The organism is Microvirga sp. Mcv34 (assembly GCF_024519725.1).
In the GTDB taxonomy this organism is placed as follows: domain Bacteria; phylum Pseudomonadota; class Alphaproteobacteria; order Rhizobiales; family Beijerinckiaceae; genus Microvirga.
Map to the genome: position 1 here is coordinate 133794 of NZ_JALJRK010000006.1, position 18519 is coordinate 152312.

Consider the following 18519-nt stretch of genomic DNA (forward strand, 5'->3'; position numbering starts at 1 on the left):
CGCGTTAGTGTCGGGAGGGCCCTGATCACAACCCTCCCGATGACCGATCTTACGCGGCTTTCACGTCGATCTTCTTTTCCTTCTTGGCCTCATCGGTCTTGGGAAGCGCAACCGTCAGCACGCCGTTCTTGAAGCTCGCCTCGATCTTATCCGCATTGACGCCTTCGGGAATCCGGAAGCTGCGCTGGAATGAGCCGTAGCGCCTTTCCGACATGTAATAATTCGCCTCCCTCTCCTCTCGTTCTTCCTTTTTCTCACCTGAGATGATGAGGCTGCCATTCGCCAGCTTAACCTCTATGTTCTTACCATCGATGCCTGGAAGTTCGGCCGTGACCTCATATCGGTCGGTGCGCTCGACGAGGTCGGCGACAGGCTCCATGCCGCGCCCCTTGCTCTGCCAGAGCCGTTCGATCTCAGGCATGCTCCACCGGGTCGGAAACCCGAAGTCCCGACCGAATTCCTCGAAAAGATTGTCCATCTCGCGACGCATCCGCTCAAGCGGAAGCCAACCGGCCTCAACCGGTGCCGTACGTTCTTTCTTAACGGGAAGTTTCGTCGTCTCAACCATAGGAAATCTCCAATGATGCATCCCAGCCCACAACTTCAAAAAGTTGCGCCGATCGGATCGACGCCACTTTGCGTTCAATCAATCTGAGATCACATTCGGGCATGCCCTGGATCCATCGCGGGCGCTCCCATGCTCCGATAGGGAGCCCATATGATCGCCTCAGCGAAGCCCATGCTTTCCGAGAAGCCTAACGGTGCTGGCCTGAGGACCTATGTCTCCTGCTTCTTCGGAGAAGACCACCCGCATCCCTGGCTTGAGTTGCCCGAAAGCGTCATCGAGAACGCTGTTGCGATTGAAGTAGATCTCGCGACCATCAACGGATTCGAGAAATCCATATCCATCTTCGAGATGCATCTGTCTTACGGTTCCCGTCGGCTGAGGCGCATGCGTCTTGATCTCACCCTGCATGTGCCGGACCGCATCCTGAAGCTGCCGTCGGGCCCGGTTGAAGGAATCGTTGATGGCGAAGGCGGCATCGGCGAAACGCTCGTCTTCATGTGGTGTTCGATCGACGGTAACCTCACGTCCTCCGGGCAAAACCAGATGGATGTCGACCTGGTATTGTCCACCTGTTCGCTGATGCTGGCCGGATCCTTTCATCACCACGCGACAGGCCATGATGCGATCGAAGAACTTCTCTAGATCTGCCATGCGCTCCTCGACCAAGGCGCGCTGCCTCGCCGTCGGATCGAAGCCCTGGAATTCGATTTGAGCCGGACCCTGCATAATGATGCTCCTGCTCCGTTGACACGGGAATTTTTGAAAGCATGGCCCTCCCGGGCCTGCCATCATTGAGGATTGTCAAGAAGCTCCGGGTGGGAATCGATTGAGGAGGGTGATGACCTCCTCGTCGGATATCTGCTGGAAATCGTCATAATAGTTGCCGATGGCTCCGAAGAACGCATGCTCTTCGAGGCAGATGAGATCATCGACCTCGTCCCGAAGCTCCGCGAGAGTGTCCGAAGGGGCTACTGGAATCGCCAGCACAAGCTGTCTCGGTTTGCGCCGTCGGACAGCCTGCAAGGCTGCGCGCGTCGTCGCCCCAGTGGCGATCCCGTCATCGACCACGATCGCCGTCCGTCCCGTGACGATCGCCCGTTCCCGATGCCCCAGATACCGTCTGCGGCGGCGCTCGATCTCGGCCATCTCGGCATCGCAGACGAACTTGAACTCCGTCTCGGCAATCCCTGAAAGCCGGATGACCTCTTCGTTGCGCACCACGATGGGCGTCTCGCCATCGACGACCGCCCCCATGGCGAGCTCGGGCTGTGAGGGCACTCCTATCTTGCGTACGATCATGAGGTCGAGCGGTGCGCTGAGAACAGCGGCGACCTCCGCCGCCACGGGAACGCCGCCCCGCGGCAGCGCCAGCACGACCGGATCCTGGTCACGGTATTTCCCGAGCGCAGAAGCGAGCTTGCGACCGGCATCGGATCGATTGGAGAACGGCATCGGATCGCACCTCAGTCACTTCCATGCACTCATCGGCCCAACGCACCGTGCAGACGCGGCCGATGACTGACTTTGGCAATCCGTCAGGTGAATTCAGCCATAGGTCTGCTCTTTGGCAATCGGCTTGGAGTCCAGCGAAAGATGATTCCCTGGTTCGTGCGAATGATCAGGCAATTGTGCCCCTCGGCGAACCAGTGGAGACGCTCCGGGGCAACATCGTTCGAGCAGAAGAGGCGCCGAATGTCGTCATGGCTGATCTGGACTTGGCCCCCGCTGGCAAGCAGGTCCATCCTGGCCTGAAGGTCCGAGAGGGTGAAATCCTTGATCATCGCGAATGCCTCCACGCGAATGAACATGAGCATGAAGCCTCGGCCTGGATCTTGCGTCTCGTCAATCTGATGGTGGAAACCGAGCAGGACAGGCTCCCCGCCCACCAGCGTGGCGGAAAGGCTCCGACACCTGTGGAACCAACCCCATGGCGGATTGGATTCCTTGTGCTAGTTACTAGCCTGTCACGTTGTACGGCGGGGCCCCCATCAACCCGATGGCCTGGGGCGGCCCTGTCCATGAGGGCCAACCCTGATCGGACGCGGAATGATCTCGTTCTTTACACCCTACCGTCATGATTTTGTCCGCATAGCAGCTTGTGTTCCGAGGATCGAGGTTGCGGATCCGGCCTACAATGTCGACCGTACTCTCGAGCTGCTGCGCCAGGGACACCAGGAGCGAGTCGCCTTAATGGTGTTCCCCGAGCTTGGCCTGTCTGCCTATGCCATCGACGATCTCCTGCATCAGGATGCCCTTCTGGAAGCCGTCGAACAGGGTCTGGCCCGCCTAGCCGAGGAGAGCGCCAGCCTCTTTCCGGCCTTCGTGGTCGGCGCTCCTCTGCGCCTGGACGGCCGCCTCTACAACGCCGCCGTCGTCATCCATGCCGGGCGCATTCTGGGGGTAGTGCCCAAGGCGTACCTGCCGAACTACCGCGAGTTCTACGAGCGCCGGCATTTCGCACCGGGCGCGGGCATCCGGGGGCAGACGATCAGCGTCGCCGGCCGTCAGATTCCCTTCGGGATCGACCTCCTGTTCCGCTCGACGGGCAACTGCGCCTTCACGTTCCATGTGGAGGTGTGCGAGGATATGTGGGTGCCGCAGCCGCCCAGCACCACGGCCGCCCTGGCGGGCGCCGAGATCCTCCTCAATCTCTCGGCGAGCAATATCACCATCGGAAAGGCCGAGGACCGGCGCCTCCTCTGCGGCTCCCAGTCCATGCGCTGCGTCGCTGCCTATGCCTATTCGGCGGCCGGCCCGGGGGAATCCACCACCGATCTCGCCTGGGACGGCCATGGCGGCATTTTCGAGGACGGGCAGCGGCTGGCCGAGACCGAGCGCTTTCCGTCGGGATCCACCATGGCGGTGGCCGATATCGATCTCGGGCGCCTGCGCCAGGAACGCATGCGGCGGGTCACCTTCCGTGATTGCGCCGACGAGCTGAAGGTCGTCCCGGGTGATTTCCGCATTCTCCCCCTTCATCTCGATGCGCCGGAAGAGACGCTGCCGCTGCGCCGGCCTGTCGAGCGTTTCCCCTACGTTCCTGCGGATCCCGCCAAGCTCGCGGAGAACTGCTACGAGGCCTACAACATCCAGGTCCAGGGACTCGCGAAACGCCTGCAGGCCACGCGGACGGAGAAAGTGGTCATCGGAGTGTCCGGGGGCCTCGATTCCACGCAGGCCCTCCTCGTCTGCTGCCGCGCCATGGACAAGCTCAACCTTCCTCGCACCAACATCCTCGCCTACACGCTGCCGGGTTTCGCGACGAGCGAAGGTACGAAAGGCAATGCGTGGGCGCTCATGCGTGCGCTTGGCGTCAGTGCGTCGGAAATCGACATCCGACCGGCGGCGCGGCAGATGCTGAAGGATCTCGATCACCCCTTCGCGGAAGGTGAGCCGGTCTATGACGTGACCTTCGAGAACGTTCAGGCAGGGCTGAGGACCGATTACCTGTTCCGGCTCGCCAACCACCACCGTGGCATCGTCGTGGGCACAGGCGATCTCTCCGAGCTGGGTCTCGGCTGGTGCACCTATGGTGTCGGCGACCAGATGTCCCACTACAACGTCAACGCATCGGTGGCGAAAACCCTGATTCAGCACCTGATCCGCTTCGTCGCCGGCTCGGGCGATGTAACTGCGGAGACAGCCGAGATCCTGCATGCGATCCTGGCGACCGAGATCTCCCCCGAACTCGTGCCGCAGGACGCCTCCGGGCAGATCCAGTCGACCGAGGCCATGATCGGTCCCTACGCACTGCAGGACTTCAATCTCTATTATCTCACTCGCTACGGCTTCCGTCCCTCCAAAATCGCCTATCTCTCCTGGCATGCCTGGAAAGATCAGGAAGCGGGTACATGGCCGCCCAACATCCCGGACATGTCGCGCCGGGCTTACGATCTCGGCGAGATCAAGAAATGGCTGCGGGTCTTCCTCAGCCGGTTCTTCACCAGCCAGTTCAAGCGTACCGCCATGCCGAACGGGCCGAAGATCTCATCCGGCGGATCGCTGTCGCCGCGCGGCGACTGGCGCGCGCCGTCCGATGCAAGCCCCGGGGTCTGGCTCGCCGAACTGGAGAGCGGCGTCCCCGATGCCGAGCCCTCATAATCGCAGACTGCATCGGCCGTCCTGAAGGGTTGCGAATAGTCAAAGTTGGATCGTGCTTTCCGGCGCATTTTAAATATCTCTCGACCTGATGATCGCTGAGGGACGAAAGATGCGCCGTTGCACACCACCATCCGCCCCGCTGACCATCGCGCCGAAGCCCGCCGGCTCGGGTCCACGGCAAGGGAGCCGCCCATGAACCGCGGGCTTGCCATCTTTCTCCTCATGATTCCGGCCGGCTTGCAGGCCCAGGAATCCGGCAATCCGGAAGCGGGCCTCCGCGTGGCCCGCGAGGCTTGCGCAACCTGCCATGCGGTCGAGCCCGGCCAGAACCAGTCTCCCCGCACGCAGGCGCCGACGTTTGCCCGGATTGCACGAGTTCCCGGCATGACGACGACCGCTCTGACAGTCGCCATGAGAACCTCGCATAAGACGATGCCGAACATCATGCTGGAGCCTGGGGAACTCCGGGATGTGACGGCTTACATCACGAGCCTGCACAAGCACCCGTGACGGTGGGGCTCCATGGGCGATCTCAGACTGAATCTCACCGTTCTCGTTCTCCTGGGAGCCGCCAACGGCACGCCGATTTTCCTCAAAAGGCTTATCGGGGATCGTTTCGCGGCGCCCCTCGATTTCGGCCTGATCTTATCGGACAGGCAGCCGTTCCTGGGATCTTCAAAAACGTTCCGCGGCCTTGCGGTGTCGATTGCCGCCACGGCGGCTGTCGCCGCGATGCTCAAGCTCGGCTGGCGATTGGGGGCAGAGATCGCGGCCATTTCCATGATGGGAGACATTGCCGCAAGTTTTCTCAAGCGACGTCTGGGGCTCGCTCCTCATTCGCGCGCTTTGGGGCTCGATCAGATTCCGGAGGCTCTCCTGCCCCTCGTAATCCTGAGAGGCCCACTCGGCTTGAGCGGGCTCGAAATCGTTCTTCTGGTAATGGCCTTCATTCTGCTGGAGATATGGCTGTCCCGCCTGTTCTTCATGCTCCACATTCGCGACCAGCCCTATTGATCCGCATGATGCTCGTAGCCGATTCCGCCGTCTATGACGTGTGGAGAAAGTGGCCTCTGCTGCTTTCTCCACCCATCTCTTGACGCGCCTAGACGGTGCGCGGAGCTGCCGCTCCGGCCGGTTTGAAATGCGCGGCGACCTGCCCGGCTCGGGAGAAGGCCTGCTGCATATCCGCCGGTGTCATGGCAAGCGTCGTCTTCAGGCTTGAGACGCCTCCCGTCGCGGCTGCAACGATCGCCGAGGTCGCAACGCCCTCGAACGGTCCTTCCGATACGATCATGAAATCATAGTCGCCGAAGGTCATGTAATAGGCCAGGAGCTTACCGCCCGATTGGGCGAAAAGTTCGCGTATCGCGCCCTCACGATCCTCAGGCTTGGCCAGCATTCCTCTAATAGCATCCGGCGAGAAGCGGCCTTGAGTAATGAAAATCGCCATATCTGCCTCCTTCTTTGCCGCCGATTTTATTCTTTGCCAGAGAAACCGATGTTGCGATTTATCAAGGGCTTTGAGAGCGAGGGCAGCGTTCCTGACTTGCAGATGCCACACGTGATCCAGGCGCCCGTCAGATTGACAAATGGCAAGGCCGTCGAAGCCGCGATCAGGTAAGTGAAACGAAGCGGTGTTGGGGGCGATGACATCTATGCCCAAGTACTTCTTCAATATTGTCCTGGACGGTCAGTCGACATTGGATGGGCTGGGCCAGTTCCTTTCGGATGAAGATGCCGCGCGAGCGCATGCCCGCCACCTCACCATGCTCCTCGCGGATCGTTGCCGCGATCCGATGAACAGCTTTGTCGCCGTGAGCGGGATGGATGGGCGCTTGGTCTTCAAGGTCGCGTTTCAGCCATCCGAACCGCAGACGTGAGGAGTCAAACAAGGTTGTCGACGAACATCGTCAAAAAATAACGCAGGGTGCGCCTCCCAGCGGAATGAAGGCGATCTTGCGCCCTCTGTCCCACAATTCGACAGCATTGCCGTTGGCATATTCCCGGGCCTTGCTGATCGCCTCGTCGTCGGTTTGGCAGGTCAGTGCGTGAGCGATCAGAATCCCACCGTTGGAATCGATCACATAGGCGCGGTAAACCGGATGGCGGGTGAGTGAAGCGTCCATGGCGACCCTCGACCACCAGTATACGGTGGAAGACAGTTCTGGTTCAACACTCACGCTTTTAAACTATGTTAACGCATGGTGACAGGCGCCAAATTGTCTCTATTGGCCTACCTCAAAAGTCGCATCCACGCGCCGAGTCATCCTCAGGCCCGTCGCACCGAGTGCCAACCTAAAAGTGCCGGCGTCGTGACGTGGCGCGGGCCCGCGCCGCTTCGCCTTGGGCAAGCGCGAGAACGGAGAGAACGACTGCAAGCATAAGCGGAAACATCATAACAGCTGAGGCAAGCATGAAGCCTCTCCTCTGGAATGGAGAGCCACTACGGGCTCGGGATTGTTATCGAGACGGCAATGCCGACGATTAGGGGAAGGCCGACGACGCGCCTGGAGTGCGGCTGGGGCAGAGACGCCTTTTCGACCAGGCCGCGACGGCTGTGCTGCGCCCCCGTGGTGTCCCTGGACCCTGCCAGGATGATACGTAGATAGGCCAAGGTCTCATCGTTGTCATTGAGCGCGGACGCATCGAAAACGGGCATGACAGGCCCCATTCAGATCGAGTGGACACGGGCGAGAAGATCAATGAAGCGGGGGAGCTGCCTCGTCCCCATCATCGAATAGGGCCGCAAGGGGCGCATGACGCATGACGCCGTCCACACGCATCTGAATTGCGCTTCGGCTGAAGGCAAGCCCTGTGGCGAAATCCGCGGCACCCAGGAGAACCGTCAACGCCAGGGCGGCTCGCGCACCTGCACCGATGAGAGAAATTGGACGAGCGGCATTCATGGCTGGCTCCCGTCTTGATCCATGGACCATAAAAGCCTGCTTCTGTTACGCCCGAACCGCACAGCCGTGAAATCGTGTACCGCTTTGTGACGGTTTGTAATAATTTGGCTTATGAATCCAAGGTCGCAAGAACCTCCCGCAGGGTCCGAGCCAGCTCCAGGGTGCTGTAGGGCTTCTTGAGCCAGCGTGCGTCGGTCGCCTGGCCACGCCGCACCACATCCGGTTCGGCATAGCCGGACGTGAACAGCACCTTGATCGCGGGCCGCCTGATCCGCACGGCCTCCGCCAGATCTGAGCCGGTCATTCCGCCGGGCATTACCATGTCCGTAAACAGCAGGTCGATCTCCGGATGAAGGTCAAGCAGCGCCAGAGCCGCCGGGCCGTTCGCGGCATCCAGCACGCGGTAACCGAGATCCTGCAGACGGGCCGCCGTCATCCGCCGCACCCGTGGCTCGTCTTCGACCAGGAGCACGGTCTCGTTCTGCCCCCGCAAGGCATCCATGGGGGGCATGGGTGCGGGCGGCTCCGCGGGTTCCTCCAGGACTGCTGCCCGTGGCAGGTACATCCTGATCGTCGTCCCGTGACCAGGCTCGCTGTAGATCGTCACATGGCCGCCCGACTGCTTGACGAAGCCATAGACCATCGATAGTCCGAGCCCGCTTCCGGCTCCGACCTCCTTCGTGGTGAAAAACGGCTCGAACGCGCGCTCCTGGATCTCCCTGGGCATGCCCGTTCCCGTATCGGTGACGGCCACCAGAACATAGCGGCCGGCCCGGACTTCCGGATGCATCCGGGCGTAATCGGCCTCGAGTTCCGCATTCTCAGCCATGATCGTCAGCCGACCGCCGGCCGGCATGGCATCGCGGGCGTTGATCGCCAGGTTGAGGATCGCATTCTGCAACTGGCTCGGATCGACCAAAACCTGCCAGAGGTCGCTGTCCGAACGGCTCCTTACCTGGATCGTCTCGCCCAAGGTGCGCCGCAACAGGGGTATCATTTCGCCCAGGAGATCTCCGACATCGGTCAGCTTGGGCAGCAACGGCTGCCGACGCCCGAAGGCAAGCAGCCGTTCGGTCAGCTGGGCGCCATGCTCCGCCGTCTCCCGCGCCTCCTTCACCAATTCCAATTCTCGGTCGTCGGTCAACCGCATCTCGAGCATCTCGAGATTGCCGAGTATGACGGTGAGCAGGTTGTTGAAGTCGTGCGCGACCCCACCGGTCAGTTGGCCGACAGCCTCCATCTTCTGGGCCTGACGCAGCTCCTGCTCGACTTTCTGGGTCGCCGTGAGGTCACGGATGAAGCCGGTGAACATGTGCTGTGCGCCCACCTTCACCTCGCCCACGGCGAGTTCCATCGGAAACACGCTGCCATCCTTGCGTTGGCCGCTGACGACACGCCCGATACCGATGATGCGCTTCTCGCCCGTCAGCAGGTAGCGCTCCAGATAGCTGTCATGTGCCTCCCGATAAGGCGATGGCATCAGCATGCTGATGTTTCGCCCGATGACCTCGTCAGGCAAATAGCCGAACAGCGCTGATGCTGAGCGGCTGAAGGACTCAACAACCCCCTTCTCACTGATCGTGATCAGGGCCTCCGGCACCGTTTCCAGAATGGAATGAAGCCGCGCCTCGCGCTCGTGAAGGATAGCTTCTGAATGCTTACGGGCCGTAATGTCGACGGCGGCGGCGATCGCCCCGACCACGGCGCCCGAGCGGTCCCGCAGCGGCGAGGCATTGTAAAGCAGGTCAACGCGCCGGCCATTCTCGAAGCAGCTCGCCCATTCCTCGTTACGCACTTCTTCCCCTCGGATTGCCCGTCGCAGCGGCGCCTGATCGAGCGTGACTTCCAAACCGTCCCGAAGGATACGGCGCTGGGATAGTTTTCCAGCTCCCTGATCCGCCAAGCCGAAAACGATTGGCAGCTCGAGCAACTCGGAGGCAAGCCGATTGGCCCTCACCTCGCGTAGATCGGGATCATAGGTGAACCAGACCGCTACCGGGGCGGTCTCGATCAGGGCCTCCCACTCCGTCATCCGCGCCTGTAGGGCCGCCTCGGAAGCCTTGCGTTCCGTAAGGTCAAGTACGAAGACCGCGAAGGTTTGACCATTGTTGACCGAGGCCAGTTTCAGGAGGACCGGGATGCGCTCGCCGTTGCGGAGGTATTCCTTCTCGTACATGGACGACACGCCATGGGTCCGCGCCTCGGCAATGGCCCGCTCGTCGGCGGCTAGCCATTCGGGCGGCGTGATCTCGTCCCAGCGCACGCGGCCTGCACGCAGATCCGCCAAAGAGCGCCCGATCAAGTCAAGATAGGCCTTGTTGGCCTCGATCACCCGGCCGTCGGCATCCGACAGGATTGCCCCGATGGGGATCGCCTCCAGTATGGTGCGCAGCCGGGCCTCGCTCGCCCGTTGCTCCTCCTCGGCATGCTTGCGCTCGCCGATATCCTCGACGATGGACAGACGGTAGGGACGCTCGGGATGGGCTTCCGTCAGGGAGGAAGTCACGCGAACCCAAGCAGTTGCGCCATTCTTGCGCAGATATCGCTTCTCGATCCGGTAGCTGGGGATCTCGCGCGCCATGAGTTGGTGGGCGAGCGCCAGCACACGTGGTCGGTCCTCGGGGTGTACGATCTCCTCGAAGCTACGCCCGATCAGCTCATCTCTGGCATAGCCGAGCAGGGCGCACACGGCGGCGTTCACGTCGAGCAGGAGGCCGTTGCTATCCACGAGTTCGATGCCGACGACGGCTTGGTCGAATACCAGTTGAAAGAGCGAGTGATCGCGGGCTTCGGTCGGATGACTCGCTCCTCCGGACGGATCCGACGGATACTGCCCTTCGACGCTCTGGCCCATGCGATCCGATCCCTGTCCCCGTCCCAAACTTTTCAGACCTAAAGCGAAATCGCCGCCGGGGTCCAAGTGGTCACCGGAGATTTCACATCAGCCCGGGTTTTATTGCCCGCCCTCTCCGGCCGGGTTCCAGACTAGAGCATCGGGCGAAGAAACGGACTTGCGCATTTGGGACAGTCCCGATGCTTTCCGCCCACAAGCGTATCATTGGATGTGGAAGGCATGGCCTTCCGGGCAATCAGTGCGGCCACTTGGCCGGAGTCCAAGTCGGAGCCTGCGGCTCGGCATCGTCGAACTCGCCTGCAAGATGCTGCAGATTCGTCATCCGAAGCAAAACGATCCTGTGGCGTCCTTCCAGAGCGACCAATCCATCACGCTTGAGCTTCGACAGGACACGGCAAACGGTCTCGATGGTCAGGCCGAGATAATCGGCGATGTCTTGGCGGGTCATCGGCAGTTCGATGGTCACCGGACGCCTCCGGTCGGCTCCTGTCCGACGGGCCGCCGATACTAGGAAGTGGGCGGTCCGCTCCTCGGCCCCGAGCTGCCCCAGCACGATGATATGCTGCCGGGCAGCGCGGATCTCTTCAAAGACCTTCGCAAGGAGCAGCGGCTGCAATGGCCTGACCTCCTCGCCCATCGCCCGCAGGCGGGCGCGGCTCAGACGCCGCAGCCGTACAGGCGTGACAGCCTCGGCCGTGTAGCAATACGTTCCCTCGCAGGAGAGACCGAGCGTCTCGCCGGCAAACCTGAAGCCCATGATCGCCCGTCGGCCATCGGGCAGGATGCGGTACAGGCGCAGGCAGCCCTCGACGATCTGGCAGATGTCGGAAGCCGTATCGCCCTCCCAGAACACCCCCTCCCCGGCCGCGAACTTGTCGGCCGGCTGGCCGGCGAACAAACAATCCAAGGTCAAAGGCTCCGTTGGCCCGTCGAACACCGAGGGAACTGCACTTCCAGCTGAGGGAAGGAGGTGGGAGGAGTACATGGGATGCTCCGATCACGATCCTGACTATCGTGATCAAAGCAGGTGAATGTCACATCCGTGCCGCTCTCCCGTACGATTATGTGTCGGCTTGTAACAGTCCGTAACGGGATCCTGCATACCGCCCCGCACACATCCATCGAAGACGGCTGCAGAGGTTGAATGGTGTCTCAGGGCCGACCGGCGGCTCGACCGTGGCAATTCAGGAGGATTCCCAGATCTCGGGTTCGTCGGATAACGTAGCGGCACCGACGTCAAGAGCGACGGAACTCACGGACCTTGGCCGGTGATGACAGATGCGCCGCATATTCTCATTGTTGATGACGATGCCAAAATCCGTCAGATGCTCACCCGCTATCTGACCGACGAAGGCTTTCAGGTCAGCGCGGCCGCCAATGGCGAGGCCATGCGGGAGTGCCTGGCCAAGGCGAGGATCGACTTGGTGCTTCTGGATCTGGTCCTGCCCGGAGAAGACGGCTTTCAGCTCGCCAAGGACGTTCGGGCGCGACCGAGCACGGTCAGGACCGGCATCATCATGCTGACCGGTCGGTCGGACATGGTCGACATGGTGGTCGGCCTGGAGGTAGGTGCGGACGACTACATCGCCAAGCCGTTTCATCTGCGCGAGGTCCTCGCCCGGATCAGAAGTGTCCTGCGCCGGACCCAACCATCCTTATCTGCGGAACCGGGCCCCATGGTCCGACAGGAAGCAGGCGAGGTCATCCGGTTCGACGGATGGCGGCTCGACCTGGGACGGCGTGAACTGAAAGCACCGGACGGCTCCGACATTGCGCTCACCACGGGAGAATTCGAGCTCCTGGCGACCTTTGCCCGGCACCCTGGCCGGGTACTGAACCGCGACCAGCTGATGGACCTGACTCGCGGGCGGCATTGGGAGGCTGTCGATCGATCTATCGATGCCCAGGTGGCGCGCCTGCGGCGCAAGATCGAGCCTGACCCTAAACACCCCATGCTGGTGAAATCGGTGCGTGGCGTGGGCTACGTGTTCACGGGACACATTCAGTAGATCCGGATTCGGCCTGAAGGTCCTCAAGCCGCTCCATTCCTTCTGAAGCGGTAGAAGCTGCGGTCACGCTTCCGGGCGCCTTCCAGAGGACGGCACACCGTCGACGCCGTGGATGCGTTCCATTCCATGAAAGACCGTCATGGAATCGCGACGGGCGATCCCGATGAGCGCAATGTCGAGATGTCGCGCCCGCTCCAAGGCAAGCGAGGTGGGCGCCGAGATCGAAACGAGAGTTCTCGCCCCGAAGGCGGCCACTTTCTCCACCAGCTCGAAGGAACAGCGGCTTGTGACGACGACGAAACCGCCGCCAGGCTTGGTGCCAGCCCGGCATGCCGCGCCGATGAGCTTGTCGAGAGCATTATGACGGCCGACATCCTCGCGGACGAAGCGGATCGTTCCATCGAGATCGGCCCAGGCGGCTGCATGGACCGCATGGGTCAATTCGTTGAGAGCCTGCCGGCGGTCGAGGCCGAGGAGAGCCGAATGGATCGCATGCAGGGCAACGACTGGTGCCGTTCCTTCGGGCGGTCCGGCCTGGGGCAGCGCCTTGAGATCGTCGATGCCGCATAACCCGCAGCCCGTCCGGCCCGACAGGGCGCGTTTGCGCGCGAGGTGCTCATGCAACCTGTCCGGAATCAGATCGACGGCGAGCCGAAGGCCGTGCTCGTCCGGCTCGATGCGGATGCCGCGAATATCCTGCGGATGTTTGATGACGCCTTCGGTCAGGCTGAAGCCTAAAGCGAAATCCTCCAAGTCGGAGGGCGTCGTCATCATGACGGCGAACGGAATTCCGCCATAGACGAGATTGACCGGCACCTCCGACGGAATGGCCCGTGCTCCGCGCGATACTCCGGTCCCATTGAAAGGGATGACCGTGATCGGCGCCTCAAGAGTGGTGGGATACACGGAACCCTCATTCTCCTGTTCCTGAACCGGCTTCATCGCCCCCCCTGCTTCCGAGCGCATTCACGGCCATTCATCGATTGCCTCCCCATAGGGGCATCGTACGTTTCGAAACGCAAGGATACAGCCCCTCGCCTAAGCGCCTCGCTTCTAGGGCAACGCCTGGGAGATCGGCGTGGTTGCCTTATGGGCAGGGACCTGAAACCATGATCTGGCAGTGGGAGGAGGACGGAGATGGATACACAGAATGTTCGGCTCAGTCATTTGTCACATGGCGGCGGATGCGGCTGCAAACTGGCACCGTCCGTCCTCCAGCAACTCCTCTCCGAACAGCCGGCGGCCGGACCGTTCCGCCAACTTCTCGTTGGCACCGAGACGGCCGACGATGCGGCCGTCTGGCAATTGGACGAGGAGACCTGCATCATCGCTACCACGGACTTCTTCATGCCGATGGTGGATGACCCTTTCGACTTCGGGCGTATCGCGGCCACCAATGCCATTTCCGACGTCTACGCGATGGGTGGCCGCCCGATCATGGCGCTCGCGATCCTCGGCATGCCACTGGGCAAGATAGCGCCAGCGACCGTCCGGAACATCCTAAGAGGCGGAGCAGCGATCTGCGCCGAGGCCGGCATTCCGGTGGCCGGTGGGCATTCCATTGACTGCCCCGAGCCGGTCTACGGCCTTGCGGTAATCGGAACGGCGAAGCCCGGTGAGATCCGCCGCAACAACGGTGCACAGGCCGGAGATGCGCTGATCCTGACGAAGGCCCTCGGCGTCGGGATCTATTCGGCGGCCTTCAAGAAGGACGCACTCTCGCCGGAGGCCTACGCGGAAATGATGAATTCGGTCACCCTGCTGAACAGGATCGGCGCGGAACTCAGCCGGGATCCCGACGTCCATGCCATCACGGATGTAACCGGCTTCGGCATTCTCGGCCACGGCCTCGAAATGGCCCGCGGGTCGGGCCTGACTCTGAGCATCGACCATGCCCGCCTGCCCCTGCTCGGGGAGGCGGCATCGCTTGCCCGGAAGGGCTATGTGACAGGCGCCTCGACCCGCAACTGGGACAGTTACGGAGATGGCATCCAGCTGCCTGACGACATCGAGTTATGGCAGAGGCAATTGCTCACGGATCCCCAGACCTCGGGCGGGCTCCTCGTCGCCTGCGCGCCGGGGCGGGCAGAGCATATTCTCGGACGCATCGTCGAGGCGGGCTATCCATCGGCCCGGATCATCGGCGACGCGGAGACGGGTTCCCCGAAGGTCAAGGTGATCTAGGTCCTGCCGGAACCCGCCGTGCCTCGCCACGTTGCTCCAACAGCTTAGCCAACAGGAGCCGGATGCGATGCGTGCCCCCCTGATCCTTTTCATTGCGGCCGTCGGCGTGTCGACACCGTGCTGGGCGCAGAGTGCAGCACAGAACCCCTGCCCGGAAGAGCCTGCGACCACGGCCGCCACGGCGCCCGATCCGAACAGCCAAGCCTCCGGCACCTCGCCCGGGACGGCAGGATCCTCCGGCTGGACGGGAGGCTTGGGCGGCTCCTATATCGGGACGGCTCCGAAGGGTCCCACTCCGCAATCGCCATCGGATCACCCGGCGACTGCGAGTGGTCTCGATCCGATGAAGAACGCCGCGGCGCCTGCCGCAACATCCCGCGGATGCACACCATCCCGTTGATCTCGGCACTGGCGACAGCTGTCAACGCCGTTCTTGCGGGAGGCCGCTGGGGAATGATGGCGGAAGAGAGTGGGAGTCGAACCCACCTAGGACCGGCTCGCGGCCCCACCCGGATTTGAAGTCCGGACGCCCCACCGGGGACGCCTCTCCTCCATGAATATCGTCGATTGGCGGAATCGCGCGGAAGAGATCCAGCCGATGGGGATTGATGCGACGAAGATCGCCGCGACGCAAGGTAACGCCGTGACGGTCGAAGAATTCCAGGATCTGGATGGCGACCTTACGCCCGTTCTGGACGCAGTCCCGGAATTGCGCCGCCGTGAATTGTCCGCCCGGCGCCTGAATGCCGAGATCCCGGATGATCCCGACCATCTCGGCCACCGTACCCCGCAGGAAGAAATGGTCGTGAGCGACCTCGTCGAGTTGTCCGAGGCGGCTCAGAAGTTTGCAGAGGCGCCGGATCTCGTTCTCCGGCACACCCATCAGGTCAGCGATGTCGCGCACGCGGGGAGGACGGAAGCGCTCTTCGCCCCCGAGAAGAGGCTTGATCGCATGCCATGTGTCCTCCTCCCGGTCGTCGAGACGCACCTCGTGCCACGGCAGGCGCACCCATGAGCCGTCGAGCCTGATCCTTCCGGTCGCGACGAGGGCCTGCAACGCAGCGCGGAAGGCCGGTACCGGCAGGCGCGGCTCGCATTGAAGGCGCAAGCGCTCGAAGCCGATACCCTGGAGATCCGGGTTCTCCCTGTGGAATGCATCGAGCCTGCCGATCAAGCCGGCCTCGAAGGAAATCCAATGCTCTCTTGCGAGGGCCAGAAGGGCCGGGCCTGCGGCAAGGCACACGCATCCGAGCCTGCCGGCGATGTCTGTCACGACGCCGAGGGGCATCGCTCGGTCCCGGGCGAAGGTCACGAGGTCGAAGAACCAGGGCTCAACCGAGGTCAAGCTCCTCATGGCGAGGACGGGATCAGCCTGCGCCAATGCGGAGATCTGCGCACGCCGCCCCTCGCCACGCCGGTGACGGGCGGGGGCCCGCAGGTCGATGAAGAACCCGCCGCCGATGGTCCGCTGAGCGGAGGTGTCGCGCACGACGAAACGGTCATGAACCGCAGCGGCGATCGGCCGGTCGAGGACGATCTGAACGATGCTGCTCTCACCCGGCTGCATGGGCTCATCCTGCAGAAGGACGATCCGCGCCCCGACCTCCGCGGCCGCATGATGCAGACGAACGGGAAACCATTGACCGACGGGTTTCCTCTCGCTCGGGAGAATGTGCAGGCTCGCATCGATCCGGTCGGTCGGCGCATGAAGTTCGGGTGCGAGCACCATATCGCCGCGGACAATGCTGTCCTTCGATATTCCCTCTCCGGCGAGATTGAGGGCACAGCGCTGCCCCGCAGCGCCTCGCTCGGCAGAACGGTTCTGGGCGTGGATCGAACGCACGCGGGCCGTGCGCCCCGAAGGGCTGACGACAAGCTGATCGCCGACGGTAACCGACCCGGAGAGAACGGTCCCCGTGACCACCGTGCCGGCGCCGGACAGGACGAAGCTGCGATCGACCGACAAGCGAAAGAGTCCCGCCTCATTCCGCTCCCTCTGCGTCGCAGATATTGACTGCAAGTGCAGCTTGAGCGTCTCGATTCCTTCACCGGTAACGACAGACACGGGAAGAATCGGACACTCCGTCAGAACCGTGTCTGCGAGAACATCGCGGATCTGCGCGATCGCCTCCGCGCGGCGCTCCTCACCGGCAAGATCCGCTTTGCTGAGCACGACGACGCCCCGGTCAACACCCAAGATGTCGATGATCGCCAGATGTTCGAGCGTCTGCGGCTTCACCGCGTCGTCGGCGGCAACCACAAGCATGACGAAATCGACACCGCTGGCGCCCGCAACCATCGTATGGACGAAGCGCTCATGGCCGGGCACGTCCACGAAGCCGATCACATCGCCGTTGTCCTGGGGCCAGTAGGCGAAGCCGAGATCGATGGTGATGCCGCGCGCCTTCTCTTCCTTGAGGCGATCCGCGTCGATCCCCGTCAAGGCTTTGACGAGGGCCGTCTTGCCGTGATCGATATGACCTGCCGTGCCGACGATCATGGGCCAGCCTCGAGACGTAGGGATGCAAGGTTGTCTCGGAATGCGTCCTCGTGCTCCAGGCACCGGAGATCGAAGACGAGCGCTCCCTCGGCCACGCGGCCGATCACAGGCCATGGCAAGCTTCTGAAAGCCGCGCTCAGAGCGTCAACCGCCCGCCCTCCACCTTTCGGCCGGATGACAATTCCGAAGCTCGGGATCGTGTCAAGCGGCAGCGCCCCAGAGCCGATCTGGCTTGAGCATGGCGCGCCTTCGACGACCGCGCTGTCACCTAGGATTTTTGCTAGAACAGGGGCGAGGCGAAAGGCCTGCTGCCGCACGTCTTCCACATTTCGCGCGAGGAAGCTCATGGTGGGAAGTCTCTGCGCGAGCCGGTCCGGATCGCGGTAGAGCCGCAAGGTCGCCTCGCAGGCTGCGAGCCTTATCTTGTCCACCCGCAACGCCCGCTTCATTGGATTGCGGTTGATGGCGGCGATGAGATCCTTCCGGCCAACGATGAAGCCTGCCTGCGGTCCACCGAGAAGCTTGTCGCCGGAGAACGTGATGAGATCCGCTCCCTCCTCCACGGCCTCTCGGACGGTCGGTTCCTTTCTGAGGCCGAACCGGGAGAGATCGACGAGCGTTCCCGAGCCGAGATCGTTGACGAAGGGCACGTTATGTCGCCGCGCGAGCTTCGCGAGATCGCGGGAGCCGACCTCCGCCGTAAAACCTTCGATGCGGTAGTTGGAGGTGTGAACCTTCAGGATGAGACCGGTTTCGGGCCCCATCGCATCCGCATAATCGCGCGGATGGGTGCGGTTCGTGGTGCCGACCTCGCGCAGGCGTGCTCCCGCCCGTGCCATGATCTCTGGCATGCGGAACGCGCCGCCGATCTCGATGAGTTCGCCACGTGAGACGATGGCTTCCCTACCCTGCGAAAGGGTATTGAGGGCAAGAAGCACCGCAGCTGCATTGTTGTTGACGAGGGTCGCATCCTCCGCGCCCGTCAATTCGCAGACGAGCGCGCGGATATGATCGTCCCGCTCCCCTCTCCTGCCGCTCGCGAGATCGAATTCCAGAGAAACGGCCTCGCGCATGGCGGCCGTCGCGGCTTTGACGGCCTCTTCCGCTAGAACGGCGCGACCGAGATTGGTGTGGAGCACCGTACCGGTCAGATTGAAGAGCGGTTTCAGCCGCGGTTGCGCCCGCGTATCGAGAAGGGCTATGACCGCAGAGACGATGGTCGCATCGTCGAACGCGATTCCAGGACGCATTTCCTCGCGCAGAACTGCAAGGGTATCACGAACGGCCTGCGTGGTTTCCGCACGTCCGTGCTGCTCGACGAGTGTCGCGACATCCGGCTGCCGCAGCACGCGATCGACCGAGGGAAGGTAGCGCAGAGAGGGAGCGGCCTCGGCCAT

General features: G+C 62.5%; 18 protein-coding genes, 1 tRNA gene and 1 pseudogene. 7 read left to right on the top strand and 13 right to left on the bottom strand.

Features of this window, described 5'->3' with window-relative positions; genetic code table 11:
- Nucleotides 1-49: 49 nt before the first annotated feature.
- From OC446_RS05870 to OC446_RS05885, 4 genes are all read right to left on the bottom strand, one after another.
- Nucleotides 50-568 carry an Hsp20/alpha crystallin family protein gene (locus tag OC446_RS05870; RefSeq protein ID WP_262028154.1) on the bottom strand — a complete coding sequence of 173 codons (519 nt, stop codon included), beginning with the start codon at nucleotides 566-568 and terminating at the stop codon, nucleotides 50-52.
- Between the two features lie 159 nt (nucleotides 569-727).
- Nucleotides 728-1360, bottom strand: a complete 633-nt coding sequence (locus tag OC446_RS05875; protein WP_315986482.1) for an HPF/RaiA family ribosome-associated protein — start codon at nucleotides 1358-1360, stop codon at nucleotides 728-730.
- Between the two features lie 9 nt (nucleotides 1361-1369).
- The gene (locus OC446_RS05880) at nucleotides 1370-2020 is read right to left on the bottom strand and encodes a phosphoribosyltransferase (RefSeq protein ID WP_262028116.1); all 651 of its coding nucleotides are present in this window, start codon (nucleotides 2018-2020) and stop codon (nucleotides 1370-1372) included.
- Nucleotides 2021-2103: 83 nt separating this feature from the next.
- Nucleotides 2104-2382 carry a hypothetical protein gene (locus OC446_RS05885; RefSeq protein WP_262028117.1) on the bottom strand — a complete coding sequence of 93 codons (279 nt, stop codon included), beginning with the start codon at nucleotides 2380-2382 and terminating at the stop codon, nucleotides 2104-2106.
- A gap of 232 nt (nucleotides 2383-2614) precedes the next feature.
- On the opposite strand from OC446_RS05885, the gene OC446_RS05890 reads away from it, so the two are divergent.
- The 3 genes from OC446_RS05890 to OC446_RS05900 all read left to right on the top strand — a co-directional run bounded on the left by OC446_RS05890 (nucleotide 2615) and on the right by OC446_RS05900 (nucleotide 5683).
- Nucleotides 2615-4669 (top strand): NAD(+) synthase, encoded by a 2055-nt coding sequence (locus tag OC446_RS05890; protein WP_262028118.1) that lies wholly within the window; start codon nucleotides 2615-2617, stop codon nucleotides 4667-4669.
- A 192-nt stretch (nucleotides 4670-4861) separates the two neighbouring features.
- On the top strand, nucleotides 4862-5179 hold the full coding sequence (locus OC446_RS05895; RefSeq protein ID WP_262028119.1) for a c-type cytochrome: 318 nt from the start codon (nucleotides 4862-4864) through the stop codon (nucleotides 5177-5179).
- Between the two features lie 12 nt (nucleotides 5180-5191).
- Nucleotides 5192-5683: a CDP-archaeol synthase gene (locus tag OC446_RS05900; protein WP_262028120.1), complete on the top strand. Its 492-nt coding sequence runs from the start codon at nucleotides 5192-5194 to the stop codon at nucleotides 5681-5683.
- 88 nt (nucleotides 5684-5771) lie between these two features.
- On the opposite strand, the gene OC446_RS05905 is transcribed toward OC446_RS05900, so the two are convergent.
- Nucleotides 5772-6332 carry a GYD domain-containing protein gene (locus OC446_RS05905; RefSeq protein ID WP_262028121.1) on the bottom strand — a complete coding sequence of 187 codons (561 nt, stop codon included), beginning with the start codon at nucleotides 6330-6332 and terminating at the stop codon, nucleotides 5772-5774.
- Here OC446_RS05905 and OC446_RS05910 point away from each other — a divergent pair.
- A complete protein-coding gene (locus OC446_RS05910; protein ID WP_262028122.1) occupies nucleotides 6325-6549 on the top strand; it encodes a DUF6894 family protein in 225 nt (74 codons plus the stop codon). The two genes, OC446_RS05905 and OC446_RS05910, sit on opposite strands and share 8 nt — an antisense overlap.
- Nucleotides 6550-6579: 30 nt before the next feature.
- On the opposite strand, the gene OC446_RS05915 is transcribed toward OC446_RS05910, so the two are convergent.
- The 4 genes from OC446_RS05915 to OC446_RS05930 form a co-directional block, all read right to left on the bottom strand.
- Nucleotides 6580-6795: a hypothetical protein gene (locus tag OC446_RS05915; RefSeq protein ID WP_262028123.1), complete on the bottom strand. Its 216-nt coding sequence runs from the start codon at nucleotides 6793-6795 to the stop codon at nucleotides 6580-6582.
- A 317-nt stretch (nucleotides 6796-7112) separates the two neighbouring features.
- Nucleotides 7113-7328, bottom strand: a complete 216-nt coding sequence (locus OC446_RS05920) for a hypothetical protein (RefSeq protein WP_262028124.1) — start codon at nucleotides 7326-7328, stop codon at nucleotides 7113-7115.
- Nucleotides 7329-7684: 356 nt separating this feature from the next.
- Complete coding sequence (locus tag OC446_RS05925) at nucleotides 7685-10429, bottom strand: PAS domain-containing sensor histidine kinase (protein ID WP_262028125.1); 2745 nt, start codon at nucleotides 10427-10429, stop codon at nucleotides 7685-7687.
- A 235-nt stretch (nucleotides 10430-10664) separates the two neighbouring features.
- Nucleotides 10665-11336 (bottom strand): helix-turn-helix domain-containing protein, encoded by a 672-nt coding sequence (locus OC446_RS05930; RefSeq protein ID WP_262028126.1) that lies wholly within the window; start codon nucleotides 11334-11336, stop codon nucleotides 10665-10667.
- A gap of 364 nt (nucleotides 11337-11700) precedes the next feature.
- On the opposite strand from OC446_RS05930, the gene OC446_RS05935 reads away from it, so the two are divergent.
- Nucleotides 11701-12438 carry a response regulator gene (locus OC446_RS05935; protein ID WP_262028156.1) on the top strand — a complete coding sequence of 246 codons (738 nt, stop codon included), beginning with the start codon at nucleotides 11701-11703 and terminating at the stop codon, nucleotides 12436-12438.
- Between the two features lie 63 nt (nucleotides 12439-12501).
- Here the strand turns inward: OC446_RS05935 and fdhD are convergent, their stop codons facing one another.
- On the bottom strand, nucleotides 12502-13380 hold the full coding sequence (gene fdhD / locus OC446_RS05940; protein WP_262028127.1) for a formate dehydrogenase accessory sulfurtransferase FdhD: 879 nt from the start codon (nucleotides 13378-13380) through the stop codon (nucleotides 12502-12504).
- A gap of 195 nt (nucleotides 13381-13575) precedes the next feature.
- Between fdhD and selD the strand changes: the two genes are divergently transcribed.
- Both selD and OC446_RS05950 read left to right on the top strand, forming a co-directional pair.
- The gene (selD, locus tag OC446_RS05945) at nucleotides 13576-14622 is read left to right on the top strand and encodes a selenide, water dikinase SelD (RefSeq protein ID WP_262028128.1); all 1047 of its coding nucleotides are present in this window, start codon (nucleotides 13576-13578) and stop codon (nucleotides 14620-14622) included.
- 67 nt (nucleotides 14623-14689) lie between these two features.
- Nucleotides 14690-15022: a hypothetical protein gene (locus OC446_RS05950; RefSeq protein WP_262028129.1), complete on the top strand. Its 333-nt coding sequence runs from the start codon at nucleotides 14690-14692 to the stop codon at nucleotides 15020-15022.
- A gap of 57 nt (nucleotides 15023-15079) precedes the next feature.
- Here the strand turns inward: OC446_RS05950 and OC446_RS05955 are convergent.
- The 3 genes and pseudogenes from OC446_RS05955 to selA form a co-directional block, all read right to left on the bottom strand.
- Nucleotides 15080-15175 (bottom strand) — tRNA-Sec (locus OC446_RS05955).
- A 114-nt stretch (nucleotides 15176-15289) separates the two neighbouring features.
- A pseudogene (gene selB, locus OC446_RS05960) lies at nucleotides 15290-17236 on the bottom strand (selenocysteine-specific translation elongation factor); the annotation flags it as partial.
- Entirely contained in the window at nucleotides 17119-18519 is a 1401-nt protein-coding gene (selA, locus tag OC446_RS05965; RefSeq protein WP_262028130.1) for an L-seryl-tRNA(Sec) selenium transferase, read from the bottom strand. The pseudogene selB and the gene selA, both read right to left, overlap by 118 nt.